Raw genomic sequence first — 12,118 nt, forward strand, 5'->3', positions numbered from 1 at the left:
AATAACGTATGTAAGAACCGTAGGAACTACGGGGATAGCCTGTGGAGAATTGGTAAGACATATTTTAGTATGCGAAATTCTATGAAGCAGGAACCCTGTGACTTCAGTCATGGGAGGTTCAGAGAATATAACTGGTAAAATTAAAAGTATAAAATTTTAATATCTGTCTATTTTAAATATAGATTATATAACTGAATTAAAATAGACTTAAATTTTATTTTATGTTAAAATCTTTACAGTAATAAATAATTTTATTTTAAGGAGATAATTTTATGAATAATTACTTAAAATTTGCTACATATCAACTTATAGGCTTTACATCTTCTATACCTAGACTTATTAAAATTAAAAAGAATCCTGATAAATTTAGCTTAAAAGAAAAATTTGAATTTATGCAAAAGCAAGCTAGAAAATCTTTAGATATAGTAAATATAGACCTTAATATAATTGGAAAAGAAACATTACCAAAAGAACCTCTTCTATTTGTTGTAAATCATTCTAGTATGCTTGATAGTTTTATATTAGCAGCAAGTGTGGAAAGACCGATTGGATGTGTAATTGCAGACGAACCAGTTTGGAGAAATATACCTATATTTAAAGAATGGGCGAAACTATTAAGATGTGTATATGTAAACAGAAAAAACAATCGAGAAGGTATAAAAAGTATATCTGAAGCTTCTCAAAATATACTTAAAGGTCAAAGCATGGCTGTATTTCCAGAAGGAGATTTGACATGGATTAAAGAACCAAATTCATTGGTATCAGATTTTAGAAGTGGGGCCTTAAAAATAGCATACAAAGCAAAATGCCCTATTGTTCCACTGGTAATAAAAAACTCAAAAGATACTTATGAAGGATATCAACCTATTGGCAAGATTAATTCTCTTCCTGTTGAAGTTGAATTTTTAGAACCGATTTATGACCATATTGAAAATCCTAGACTAAAATCTTCTGTACTAGGTGAAAATATAAAAAATAATATGATAAAAGCAATAGAAAGCTTTAGAAAATCAAATAAAACATTTAAAGAATTTTAATATTAAAATTTATTGACTAAAAAAAATTTTAATGTTAAAATTCTTTTTAAGAGGTGATTAACATGGCAAAAAACACAAAACAAACAACGGTTCATATTGATGAAACATTACTCAAAGAGGTTAAAAGAATAGGAATTAATGAAAATAAGAGTATATCCCAGATAATAAATGAATCAATAATAAATTATGTATTGGTATATAGAGAAAATGAAGATAAGGAAAAAAATGAACATGATAAGAATTTAAATGAAACAATAAATGCGTTCAAAAAAGAAGAAGAAAAAAGAATACAAGCTAAAAGTGCTGCTAGAGCTATAGCAGAAGCAAAAAAACGAGTTCTTTATTAAAAAACAAAAATCGGTACAAATTAAGCACCGATTTTTTTATATTTAAAATAATTTTAAAAATAATTAAATTCTTCTTTAAATTAAATCACCAACAACTTTTACTTTTATAAGAAGTGCATTTCCAGGAAGGTATGCAAGTGGAACATCTTCTATGTTTAATACTTCTATAGTATCTTTTTTAGCACCAGCCTTTAGAGCTTTATTTACTGCCTCTTGCTTTGCATCTTCTATAGCATCTTCCCTAGACATTTTATCTAAGCTATACACCTTTTCTACATCTCCACTTATTTGTCCTAATGCAGCACCAATAGCATTTGCAGCAGTATAATGAGGAGGTCTTATAACATTACTTATGCCTCTTAATTTTTCAGGAACAATTATACTTCCTCCACCCGTTAAAACTAACTCAACATCATCTTGACTAGTTTTCATTTGGTCTACAGCATCTTCTAGTTTTAAAATTACCTTTTTATATACCTCATCACAATACTCTTTATCTAAATGTTCAACATTAGTTTTTCTATCTTCAAATGCCATATCTAACCTTGTAACAACATCTGATAAAGTTAAAGTATCTCCACCAAATATTATTGCATCTTCAGTTATTTTGTAACCAACACTTTCAGGACCTATCTTTATATTATCTTTTTCACCTTTTACACATGTCCCACCAGCAAGTCCGACAGTTAAAACATCAGGCATTCTAAAGTTTGTATGTACTCCTCCAATTGTAACTGGAATTGATGATTCTCTAGGGAATCCATTATATAGTACACCTAGGTCACTTGTAGTTCCTCCAACATCCAATACTATTGCATTTTTTACTTCTGATAAGAAAGAAGCTCCTCTTATAGAATTTGTTATTCCACATCCAATTGTAAAAATTGGATATTTCATTGTATACTCTAAATTCATTAATGTTCCATCATTTTGACTAAAATAAATTTGTGCATCTATACCTAAATCTTTAAGTGCTTTTTCAAATCCTAAAGATACTGCTTTGCCTACTTGAGATAATGCAGAATTTAAAATGGCTCCATTTTCTCTTTCTAGTATACCTATATTGCCTATTTCATTTGATAAAGATATAGGTATATCACCTAGAATTTCTCTAACCCACTTTGCAACTTCCTCTTCTTGTTGTTTATTTACTGGAGCAAATACTCCACTTATTGCAACACTTTCCACTCTGTCTTTTATTTTATTGCAAAATTCTACAACTTCTTCTTTACAAAGTTCATTTATCTTTCTACCATCAAACTCATATCCACCAGACACTAGTATTGAATCTAGTTCTATCTTTTCTCTTAAATCTTCTGGCCAATCTATAAAAGGAAGAATAGCAGTTGTCGCTGGCTTTCCTATTCTTATCATTGCTACATTATTAAGTCTTTTTCTTTCTACAATAGCATTTGTACAATGAGTTGTACCAAGCATAGCATACTTTATTAAAGAATGGTCAATCTTACTTTCATCTATAACTTTTTTTAAAGCATTATAAACACCTGTTTCAACATCTTTTGTAGTTGCTACCTTAACTGAATGAATTACTTTTAATTCCCCATCCAGTATACAAGCATCTGTATTTGTTCCTCCAACGTCAATTCCTACACGATACATCAAAATTTCCTCCTAAACTTTATTTTCCTTGTAATTCTTCTACTGTTTTATATTCCACATCATATCCAAAGTATCCAGGTCCAACTGTCTCAATTCCTTTTTCTGTTCTCCATTTTTCATTACAAGGAAAAGCTACTACCATAACACGCGAACCGTATTTTATTCTTTCTGTAGTTATTGGAAATCCAGTTTCTAAATCTAATACTGCTATTAAATCTGGTGTAATACAAAGTGGTGTATCGCCTTTTTTTGCAATTAAATTCTCGTTTTGAAATAATATAGAATACTCTCCATCATATTCATTAATTCCAGCAAAAAAAGCATGCCCTCTAGTAAATCCACCTTTCAATTCTCTCTTAATATCAATTACCTTTCCTTCAAATAACTTATATCCTTTTAATTCTTTCAATATATTCTCAACAGCACCTTTTGAATCAGACTTATTTTCAAGCAAAAATCCTCCTATAGTTTCAGCTATTGTAAGTGTATTACCTATAGCAGCTTTTTTAACTTGAGCTCCACTTAAATTGTAATCACTGATAGAAGAACTTCCTCCCATTTCCACAGTTAGAGTTCTGGCTAATCTTTCTGACCAAATTCCATCTACAGGATAAAGGATAGCAGAATTTCCTTTTTCATCAGACATTACAGCAGGTGATGCCTCATACCCTTCAAGATAAAAAGTTACCATTTGAGCTTCAGGAAAAGCTCTCCCCATAGAATCAGCATCCAAAATAGGTAGTCCTTTTTTTGCAGCAACTGCTATTGGCATAAGTGAGTTTATTCCTCCTATTTCTATAGGAATTATAACATCTACTTTTCTATTTATTAACTTCTCCATTATTTCTAAAGGTGTAGTTAATTCTACCTCAGAAAGTAATTTTTCTATTGTAATTACAGGAGAACCCATACCAGATACTGGAACTACTAGAGCATCATCATCAAGTTCATCCAAACTTATTACTTTTACAGGACCATACTTTTTAATTGCTTGTTTTGCAACAAGTTTACCTACATATGGGTCTCCTCCTCCTCCAGTTCCAAGTACTGCTGCACCAACTGCTATTTTATCTATACTTTCTTCTGTTAAAAATCTCATGTTACTTTCTCCTCATATTTCAAATTTATTTTATACTTTATAAACAAATTTCATTACACTGCTTTATCTACATTTTCCTTATTTTTTGCTGAACAAAGCACTTTTCCAATAATAGATTGTACTACAAATCCTGCTATAAACCCATCTAAAGGAGCTATAGTAGTAAGAGTTATAAATCCATATGTTGAAAGATAAGTTATCAATATCCCAATTACCCAAGATACTATTGAACGTTTAACTATTGGTTTATATAATACACCCTTATCAAAACCTTTAAGCTCTTGCTTTACTATGTAATATTCTGCTGTATATACACCACCAACAGGTGCAATTACGATTCCAAGTAGATTTAAGAATCCTATAAAACCTTCATATATTCCAAATACAGCTAATAATGTTGCTACAATACCAAGAACTATAGTTAATACTTTCTCAGGTGCTTTTTTAAGTACAAGTGCTATACTTAGTGATGCTGAATAAACATTACTTGTATTTGTAGTCCATTGAGCTAATGTAAGCACAATTATACCTGGTATAGCAATTCCCAACGTAATAAAAATTCTCATAATATCTGAAGTTCCCATACATTTTACTAATATTATAGAAACTACTATCATAAAGGCATTTCCAAATTGTATTCCCAAGAAACTTGAAAGTGCACAATCTCTTCTACTTTTAGCCCAACGACTTATATCAGGAGATACTATTGCACCAACTATTATTATACTCATTGATAAAGAAACTCCACCTGCAAATGTCATAGTAGACTTCATATTATCATCAACTGGAATTCCATTTGCTCTAAAAGCTAAAAATATAGTTAACATCATAAGAATTAATAAGAATGGTACTGAATATACACTTAATTTTTCCATTGCCTTATATCCATAAATAGCAGTGCTCATCATCAAGAGACCACCTATTAGGCTTAGAATTTGCATACTTACATCCAGATTAAATATATCTTTTATTATTATTTGTGCATTTTGAGCAAAGAAACCTACTTGAACTCCAAACCACCCTAATAGAGAAACCCCTATAACTAGAGAAAATATTTTTGCTCCAGTCTCTCCAAACACATACTTTGTTATCATAGATGTAGATAGACTTGTAGATGAACCAACTAAAGAGCATGTAGTATACAAAATTGCAGAAAAAAATGAACCAACAATTACTGATAATATTGCTTGTTTCATTGGCATACTCTGTGCCAATTCAGCCCCTAAAATAACAGATGATAAATCCACACCTATTGCTACTAAAACTGAAAACATAGCTACCCAGCCACGTTTTTGATGCTCTGGAACCTGCTCCAGTGCATAGTTAATTTTTTCTTCTTCCATTTTCATCCCTCCATTTAAATCGTAAAGTCACTGAGTCCAGTATATTTTACAATTTTCTAATTTATAAATTTATTAACTATCATATATTTATATTTTTCATTTAATATATAGTTTTAAATTTTCTGAAATAATCCTATAATAAAAAACGCCTCTTGGAAAAATCCAAGAGACGAATATAAATCCGTGTTACCACTCTTATTAGTAAAAATTAATTTTACTCACTCATTTTCTTAAGGCGAATTAAACCACTATTATAACAAGATTATAATAGTATTCTCCAAAGTCCTTTTCACACAAATTCCAATATTAGTTCTCAGCCAAATCTAATTCTCTGTAAAATTCCTTTATGCTACTTTCTTCTTCTACGAATCTATAATATTTATTTATAGTTAATTTATGATTTATATAATAATATATATGCAATATTTTGTCAACTCAAAAAGTAAATTACTTGTATTTTTTAGTTTTATATGTAAATTTTTATATTATTACTATATTTATATAATGTAATTTTTAAAATTTCATCAAAATTTATACTTTATTATCTACAAATTTACAGTATAAACAGTTTGTATAAAAAAATTAATTCTTGTATAAAATATAATTCTAAATATATAAAGAAAACATTTCTTCTTAAAAATTAAAAAATAAAAAGCTATGATTTTACATTCATAGCTTAATACAACTACTGTTTTAATTTACTAATACAATATTTCATTAACATTTTTATAATGATTAATCATTGTATTTTAAAACAGATACTTATATATTAATAATATTTTCATTGAATTATACGTCATATATAATTACATTTTAATAGTAATTTTACTAAATTATATCTACTGAATCATCCACATGTATAATTCCTTCTTTTAGAACCTTCACAAAAATTCCTTCTCGTGGCATTACACAGTCTCCAGTTAATTTCTTAATTTCACATCCATTGTGACACTTTTTACCAATTTGAGTCACCTCAACTTCACATTTACCAATTCTTAGTTTTGTCCCAACAGGTAAAGAAAATACTTCTATCCCTTCTGTAGTTATATTCTCAGCAAAATCTCCATATTTTAATTGGTCAAAACCTTTCATCTTCATTTTATCTATACTTTCTTTTCCAAGCAAGCTTATTTGACGATGCCAATCTCCCGCATGCGCATCTCCAACTATTCCATGATTTATTTTTAGTTCTGCACATTGTACAGGAACTTTAATTACACCTTTTTTCTCACTTATATTTATTGACACTACCTTAGCCATATTTCCTCCAAATTTTCACCCATATATTATTAATTACTCAAACTTAAAATCTCCTGATTTTCCACCAGTCTTCTCTACAAGATGTATATTACTTATAACCATTTTTTTATCAACTGCTTTACACATATCATAAATTGTAAGTGCTGCCAAAGAACATGCATTTAAAGCTTCCATCTCCACTCCAGTCTTTCCAAGAGATTTACAAGTTGCATATATCCTAATAGCAGACTCAGAATCATCTATATCAAATTCCAAATCACATCCTACTAATTTTATCTGATGGCACATTGGTATATTTGAAGATGTATTTTTAGCTCCCATTATACCTGCGACCTGAGCTACAGATAGTACATCTCCTTTTTTTATCTGACCATTTTTTACTTTGTCTAAAGCTTCTCTACTAAGAGTAATTGTAGCTGTTGCTATAGCAGTTCTTTTAGTGTCATCTTTTTCACTTATATCTACCATCTTGGCATACCCTTTTTCATTTATATGTGTTAACATTACTTATCCTCCAATTTCATACATACGTCTATTTGTATCACTACATTTATTTTCTATTAGATGATGTTTTTCTGGCTTCTGTTTTATTATATCTTTCATTGATTCCCTAAATAACAATGGTTTATGTAAAAATGGTTTTATGTCTATTTCTTCTTTTGAATGTAGACACAATTTTATTGCACCACTAGAAGTAAGTCTAATACGATTACATGTATTGCAAAATGAACAACTTAATGGAGTTATAATTCCTATTCTTCCTTTGGCCCCCTTAAACATATAATATTCTGCTGTACTTTTTTCTTCATTTTTAACTTTATATAGTCCATATATTTTTTCAACCATTTCTTTTACATTAAAATAACCTTTTTTATAAACTCTATTAGCTTCACCTAATGGCATAAGCTCTATAAATCTTACATCAATTGGTGATTTAACAGTTAAAAACATAAAATCTTTAAGTTCATCATCATTAAATCCACTTATAGCAACACAGTTTAATTTTACTTTTATGCCTAAATTTAAACAAGATTCAATCGATTTTAAGACATCTTTTAAATTTCCACCTCTTGTTACAGACTTATACTTATATTCCTTCAAAGAATCTAAACTTATATTAACTTTATTTAAACCACATTTTTCAAGCTCAGAGATTCTATCAGAAAGCCCAATAGCATTAGTTGTCATTCCAATATTATTTATTCCACATTCTTCTTTTGTAAATTTTATAAGTTCATTTAACTTAGGATATAAAAGAGGCTCTCCCCCAGTAAATCTAACCTTGGTTATTCCTTGTTCTGACATAGCCTTTATAATGAATTTATAATCTTCAAAACTTAGATTTTCATTTATATAATTTTTATCAAATTTTACATCTGGTGGCATACAATAGACACACCTTAAATTACACTTATCTGTAAGTGAAATACGAAGGTAGTCTATTTTTCTTCCATACTTATCAATCATACTCTATCTACCTCTTTGTCTATTTTTTATCTATCTAGATTATATACTATTTACTTTTTTTAGTTGCACATTCTGTAGCTTCTCCTCTTAAAATTTCTATGCCATGGTCTAAAACATCAATTATAAAACTTAAATTTTCAACTGCACCTTTTGGACTTCCAGGTAAGTTTATTATTATAGAATTATTTCTTATTCCACTTGTACCTCTACTTAGTATAGCTTTTTTGGTAATTTCTGTAGATTTCATTCTCATATATTCACTTAAACCTGGTATTTCTTTTTCTAATACTTCCTTAGTCGCTTCTGGAGTTACATCTCTTTTTGAAAAACCAGTCCCACCATTAGTAAGAATTAAATCTATTTTATTACTATCACAAAGTTTTATAATATTTTCCTTTAACATTTCCTTGTCATCTTTTATCAATACATATTCAATAACTTTATAATCTCCTGTATTTTCAACAAATTCAGTTAGTTTTTTTCCTGTTATATCTTCTCTTTTTCCTTCATAGCCTTTATCGCTAAGTGTTATAATTGCAACATTAAACATATAATTTCACCCCTTTATACATTAACTAGACCTTTAAAAATAAAAACCAATTTAATAAAACCTACTCTATTTTATTTCCATTTTTCTCAGTAACATAACATATTATATCTACATTTCTTATCATATAACTTAATAGTACATACATTTTTATTATTCCAACGTTCACAAAATAAAAAATATTAACTTATAACTATTCCAAATATAAAACTAGTATATATGTAATCTATTTAACAAATGTACAATTACTTCCAATTTCTATAACTATTATAACATTGTCTATATTTTCTCTACTAATAAATTTTTTAAGTCTATACCATATATTATATAATATAATTTTATTTATTTATATAATATCATCCCATTTTATTATCATAACGATTAAAATTCTTTCTTATATCAGTTTTTTCAAATAAAAAAAGGCATCCATAAAATTTTTAAAAGATGCCTCTTTTTAACTATTTATATTTTATTTTTCAAATTAATTCTTATCATCTTCTAAAATAACTGCTGTTCCATAAGCAAGCATTTCTGCTGCACCTTGCATAACTGAAGCCGAAGATAATCTAAATGCTATTATTGCATTTGCACCTTTAGCTTCTGCATCTTCAACCATCCTACCTATAGCAATTTGTCTTGCTTCAGTAAGCATTTCATTATATCCTGTAAGCTCTCCTCCAACAAGGTTTTTAAAGCTTGCTCCTATATCTTTTCCAACATGTTTTGCTCTTATTGTACTTCCTCTAACTAGTCCTAGAACTTCTGATATTTTTTTGCCTTCGACCTTTTCTGTGGTAACTATTAACATAATATATCAACTCCTTTATATCGTATTTAATATATTATATCATGCAACTTATAACTTTTTTAATAAATATTGTAACTTAATGTTTCATTAGTTAATCTATACTATAAAATAATGTGTTTGGTTAACTAGTTGTACCTTTTATTATTTAGTTAACTCATCATGTAAATTTAAATTATATTCTACATTCAATTTTAAATCTTTAATCTTTTTAATCATCATTTCACTAAAGCTTCCTTTTTCAAACCATATGTTTTGTATATCTAAAAGTTCTACTTCTTCTAAAATCACATCCATCTTAGATTGTTTGTCAATAATGGCCACAACGTCAATATTGTGTGGTACATCTTTTAAACACTCATACACATCTATACCTTCAATAGGTTTCTTTTCTTCATCTATAGCAACAACTTTGTACATATTCTTTTTAAGTTCATCTAATATTTTATATGCTTTACTTTCTTCATCGCTATTATTTAATATTACTGCCCAAGAATCGCATTTAAGTAAATTCATAAACTCTCCTCCATATAAATCCTACTCTATTTTATAACCATATCTAATTAAGCTCCAGTTAATTTTTTATATTCATTAACAGTATTTACATTTAAAAATAAATCTTCATCATCAAAGTATATATAGCTTTTATCTATTTTGTCTATAAGGCTTCTGAGCTTTAAATCATTTCCTTCTATACATAAGGATACCTTATTTATTATACTCTTTTTATACCCAGAACACAATGGTTGTAACTTACCATTTGTCACTGAAATCACGCTTTTATCATCCATTTCATTAGCTATTCTTTCTACTATTTCACTATTTAGATATGGCATATCACATGCAACTATAACTATATCATACTTTGCATATTCAAGAGCAGTATATATTCCTCCAATTGGACCAACATTTTTTATTATATCATTATAAACTTTAATATTATATTTAGAATATAATTCTTCATTATTAGATATTATTATTACTTCATCAAAATTTTTAAATACTTCTATTGCAATTTCAATAAAAGGCTTTTCATGTAATTCTAGAAAAGCTTTATTTCTTCCCATTCTAGAATTTTTTCCCCCTGCTAAAATTACACCTGTTTTCTCTATATAAATCTCCCCCTTTAGAATATTTTTCTAAATTTATACGTATTTGAAAAATGGCGCATTAGCGCCATTTTAAAATTAATTGATTACTCAAATATTTGAATAATTTTTTCTTTAAATGCATTCATAAGCTTTTCTTTTTCTTCTAAGTATTCACCATAGCATTCATATTCTCTGCATATACAATTTATAATTTCACTTGATGTAAAGTTTATCTTTTCAAGATTATAGTTATACAAAATTTCAACACTATCAATTTCACTTATGCTATTGAATATACATTCATACATATCTTCAATTATAAGTTGACTATTTTCTTCAAATTGACATAAAAGTTGTTCTCTATTTTCTTCTAGTAATACATTTTCTTTTATAAACTCTACAAAGTTTTCAAAGTCTTCTGTATTGTTACATGGTTCTATTTCAAATAGTATTCTAAAAAATAGATTCCATGGGAATTCTGTATTTAATCTGCTTCTAAAATGATTTCCTAGGTCTTTACAAAATTTATCATCAAATGTTGGTTCTCTTTCAAATTCTATTTGCTCATTAAAATCTATGTCTTTATTTACAATCTCATTTAGTCTTGCAAACTCATCAAGCATGAAATTGCCCAAAACTTCATCACTTATATCCTGTTTATTAAAAGAATAGCTTAATATAGTCTCACAGGGTTTTTTAAAATCCACAACAAAACCTATACTTTTATTCATCTTTTCAGAAAAAGCATCATATACTAATTTCGCAAATAGTTTTTCAATTTCTTTTTTACTTACTTTCATATTAAAAGACTTTCCTGAATGAAAGTTTTTATAAATGCTTAAAAGCTGATTATCAATCATAGTAAGATTATTCTTTATAGAGTCCATCATATCCTTTATAAATTTATCAGCAAGTAAATATGTGTTATTTTTATAAATTATTTTATGTTCAATTTCACTCCAAAACACATTTACAAGAGACTTAATTTGAAGCTCAAATTTTACTTCTCTATCTAAATATGCAAAAACTCCATCTATTTTATATATTTCAAATCCATTTTTTTGTTTATTAGGTTGTCTTTCAGACAATTTTAATTTAATATTCTTATTTTCTTTATTATAATAGTTTACCTTGTCGTCTGTTTTATTAAAGTATCTTCTTAGAAGTCTATATATCTTGTTTTCATCCTCAATAAATCTGCATTCAATTCTCAAACCTATTAAGTCAGAGACATTGTGAATAAGATTACTTGCTTCTCCATATTTTTTTAAATATCTATTTCTAATTATCTTTTCTCTTAAACTTGATTCTGATTTTATTCTAGAGGTTACATTTATATATTCTTGATTTTTTTCATCCAAAATATTTTCAAAATACTCTTCTATTTCATCTGATATAGTTTCTAATGTTGGAGACATTGTCCTCAACATTTCAATAGACTCTTCAATAAAATCAAATTCTTTTAATCCCATAAATTTTTACACTCCCATATTTAATAACTG

The 12,118-nt window shown here is 27.8% G+C and carries 13 protein-coding genes and 1 other annotated feature; of the genes, 2 read left to right on the top strand and 11 right to left on the bottom strand.

The genetic code is table 11. The features are described 5' to 3' along the window. Positions 1–272: 272 nt before the first annotated feature. Both Q3287_RS14425 and Q3287_RS14430 read left to right on the top strand, forming a co-directional pair. Positions 273–1,037 (top strand): 1-acyl-sn-glycerol-3-phosphate acyltransferase, encoded by a 765-nt coding sequence (locus tag Q3287_RS14425; protein ID WP_054270200.1) that lies wholly within the window; start codon positions 273–275, stop codon positions 1,035–1,037. Positions 1,038–1,099: 62 nt separating this feature from the next. After that, positions 1,100–1,384, top strand: coding sequence for a hypothetical protein (locus tag Q3287_RS14430; protein ID WP_021384547.1), 285 nt, complete (start codon positions 1,100–1,102; stop codon positions 1,382–1,384). Positions 1,385–1,459: 75 nt separating this feature from the next. Here Q3287_RS14430 and Q3287_RS14435 read toward each other — a convergent pair whose 3' ends face one another. The 11 genes from Q3287_RS14435 to Q3287_RS14485 all read right to left on the bottom strand — a co-directional run bounded on the left by Q3287_RS14435 (position 1,460) and on the right by Q3287_RS14485 (position 12,088). Beyond that, positions 1,460–3,004: a hydantoinase/oxoprolinase N-terminal domain-containing protein gene (locus Q3287_RS14435; RefSeq protein ID WP_407964305.1), complete on the bottom strand. Its 1,545-nt coding sequence runs from the start codon at positions 3,002–3,004 to the stop codon at positions 1,460–1,462. 19 nt (positions 3,005–3,023) lie between these two features. After that, a complete protein-coding gene (locus Q3287_RS14440) occupies positions 3,024–4,103 on the bottom strand; it encodes a DUF917 domain-containing protein (protein ID WP_054270198.1) in 1,080 nt (359 codons plus the stop codon). Positions 4,104–4,156: 53 nt separating this feature from the next. Further along, positions 4,157–5,446 carry a cytosine permease gene (locus Q3287_RS14445; protein WP_054270197.1) on the bottom strand — a complete coding sequence of 430 codons (1,290 nt, stop codon included), beginning with the start codon at positions 5,444–5,446 and terminating at the stop codon, positions 4,157–4,159. Positions 5,447–5,608: 162 nt separating this feature from the next. Then, positions 5,609–5,820: a binding site (T-box leader), on the bottom strand. Between the two features lie 454 nt (positions 5,821–6,274). Continuing rightward, the gene (locus Q3287_RS14450; protein WP_054270196.1) at positions 6,275–6,706 is read right to left on the bottom strand and encodes an MOSC domain-containing protein; all 432 of its coding nucleotides are present in this window, start codon (positions 6,704–6,706) and stop codon (positions 6,275–6,277) included. Between the two features lie 33 nt (positions 6,707–6,739). Continuing rightward, a complete protein-coding gene (gene moaC, locus Q3287_RS14455) occupies positions 6,740–7,210 on the bottom strand; it encodes a cyclic pyranopterin monophosphate synthase MoaC (protein WP_054276629.1) in 471 nt (156 codons plus the stop codon). Positions 7,211–7,213: 3 nt separating this feature from the next. Beyond that, complete coding sequence (gene moaA / locus Q3287_RS14460; RefSeq protein WP_054270194.1) at positions 7,214–8,173, bottom strand: GTP 3',8-cyclase MoaA; 960 nt, start codon at positions 8,171–8,173, stop codon at positions 7,214–7,216. A gap of 46 nt (positions 8,174–8,219) precedes the next feature. Next, positions 8,220–8,723, bottom strand: a complete 504-nt coding sequence (locus Q3287_RS14465; RefSeq protein ID WP_407964306.1) for a molybdenum cofactor biosynthesis protein B — start codon at positions 8,721–8,723, stop codon at positions 8,220–8,222. 478 nt (positions 8,724–9,201) lie between these two features. Next, positions 9,202–9,528 carry a heavy metal-binding domain-containing protein gene (locus Q3287_RS14470; protein WP_054270192.1) on the bottom strand — a complete coding sequence of 109 codons (327 nt, stop codon included), beginning with the start codon at positions 9,526–9,528 and terminating at the stop codon, positions 9,202–9,204. Positions 9,529–9,669: 141 nt separating this feature from the next. Then, a complete protein-coding gene (locus Q3287_RS14475) occupies positions 9,670–10,041 on the bottom strand; it encodes a CoA-binding protein (protein ID WP_054270191.1) in 372 nt (123 codons plus the stop codon). A gap of 47 nt (positions 10,042–10,088) precedes the next feature. Then, a complete protein-coding gene (locus Q3287_RS14480; RefSeq protein WP_407964307.1) occupies positions 10,089–10,592 on the bottom strand; it encodes a molybdenum cofactor guanylyltransferase in 504 nt (167 codons plus the stop codon). Positions 10,593–10,720: 128 nt separating this feature from the next. Beyond that, a complete protein-coding gene (locus tag Q3287_RS14485; RefSeq protein WP_054270190.1) occupies positions 10,721–12,088 on the bottom strand; it encodes a GTP pyrophosphokinase family protein in 1,368 nt (455 codons plus the stop codon). Positions 12,089–12,118 lie beyond the last annotated feature (30 nt).

The sequence above is a fragment of the Clostridioides sp. GD02404 genome, assembly GCF_045898275.1.
GTDB lineage: Bacteria > Bacillota > Clostridia > Peptostreptococcales > Peptostreptococcaceae > Clostridioides > Clostridioides difficile_A.

Bases quoted from the DNA above. Each gene is read 5' to 3' on its own strand.
- Q3287_RS14485 (WP_054270190.1), bottom strand. From the start codon at position 12,088: ATGGGATTAAAAGAATTTGATTTTATTGAAGAGTCTATTGAAATGTTG.
- Q3287_RS14470 (WP_054270192.1), bottom strand. From the start codon at position 9,528: ATGTTAATAGTTACCACAGAAAAGGTCGAAGGCAAAAAAATATCAGAA.
- Q3287_RS14435 (WP_407964305.1), bottom strand. From the start codon at position 3,004: ATGTATCGTGTAGGAATTGACGTTGGAGGAACAAATACAGATGCTTGT.
- Q3287_RS14480 (WP_407964307.1), bottom strand. From the start codon at position 10,592: ATGGGAAGAAATAAAGCTTTTCTAGAATTACATGAAAAGCCTTTTATT.
- Q3287_RS14465 (WP_407964306.1), bottom strand. From the start codon at position 8,723: ATGTTTAATGTTGCAATTATAACACTTAGCGATAAAGGCTATGAAGGA.
- Q3287_RS14450 (WP_054270196.1), bottom strand. From the start codon at position 6,706: ATGGCTAAGGTAGTGTCAATAAATATAAGTGAGAAAAAAGGTGTAATT.
- Q3287_RS14440 (WP_054270198.1), bottom strand. From the start codon at position 4,103: ATGAGATTTTTAACAGAAGAAAGTATAGATAAAATAGCAGTTGGTGCA.
- Q3287_RS14425 (WP_054270200.1), top strand. From the start codon at position 273: ATGAATAATTACTTAAAATTTGCTACATATCAACTTATAGGCTTTACA.
- Q3287_RS14445 (WP_054270197.1), bottom strand. From the start codon at position 5,446: ATGGAAGAAGAAAAAATTAACTATGCACTGGAGCAGGTTCCAGAGCAT.
- Q3287_RS14475 (WP_054270191.1), bottom strand. From the start codon at position 10,041: ATGAATTTACTTAAATGCGATTCTTGGGCAGTAATATTAAATAATAGC.
- Q3287_RS14430 (WP_021384547.1), top strand. From the start codon at position 1,100: ATGGCAAAAAACACAAAACAAACAACGGTTCATATTGATGAAACATTA.
- moaC (WP_054276629.1), bottom strand. From the start codon at position 7,210: ATGTTAACACATATAAATGAAAAAGGGTATGCCAAGATGGTAGATATA.
- moaA (WP_054270194.1), bottom strand. From the start codon at position 8,173: ATGATTGATAAGTATGGAAGAAAAATAGACTACCTTCGTATTTCACTT.